Source organism: Candidatus Melainabacteria bacterium RIFOXYA2_FULL_32_9, from assembly GCA_001784615.1.
Taxonomy (GTDB): Bacteria; Cyanobacteriota; Vampirovibrionia; order Gastranaerophilales; family UBA9579; genus UBA9579.
On record MFRQ01000086.1, the window covers coordinates 1 to 668 of the forward strand.

A 668-nucleotide genomic window follows, 5' to 3' on the forward strand; every position below is an offset into this window, starting at 1 on the left:
AATATTTTACCTAATTAACTGGATTCATCATACAAGGCTCTAAGTCAACAAGTATAAAAAATTATTAAATTTTAAAAAGCTGAAATCTATAAGAAAACAAACTCACTTCAGTATACGATTTCAGAACTTGGTTACTGCAATATATTGCTTAAAATATAAAAATATAAACTCCCTAAAAATATGTCTTGATTAAAAAAGCATTTAGGAGTAAATTTTAGATATAAGCTAATTACTGGAAATAACTGAGCTTTTCCCAATTTTGCAGAGCACCTTTGTATTTTTAAAAATAAGCTATTTAGAAGCAGGTAGAGAGATGAATTTATTTTCTAACTATTATCTAAGAGTAATTGTAAATGATTGGGATGAAAACTTATATGAACAATATAGTGTAGACAAGTATTTATTACCTTAAACTCCCCTTATCTAAAACGGGGAGTTTTTATTTAGACAAGATACAATCGTGAAAAGGGTAAGATAAAATGGAATATTATTATTTAGGAATATTTTTAATTTTCATAGGTGGATTGCTATCAATACCTTTAGCTGAAAAATATAAAGCCAAATTTGTTTCTGTATTCTCAGGTTTAGGAACGTTTTTTGTTCTAATTACCGCTTTAAACATACTTTTAAAAAATCTCACTATTTCCAAAAGTGTTTACTTACCTGAG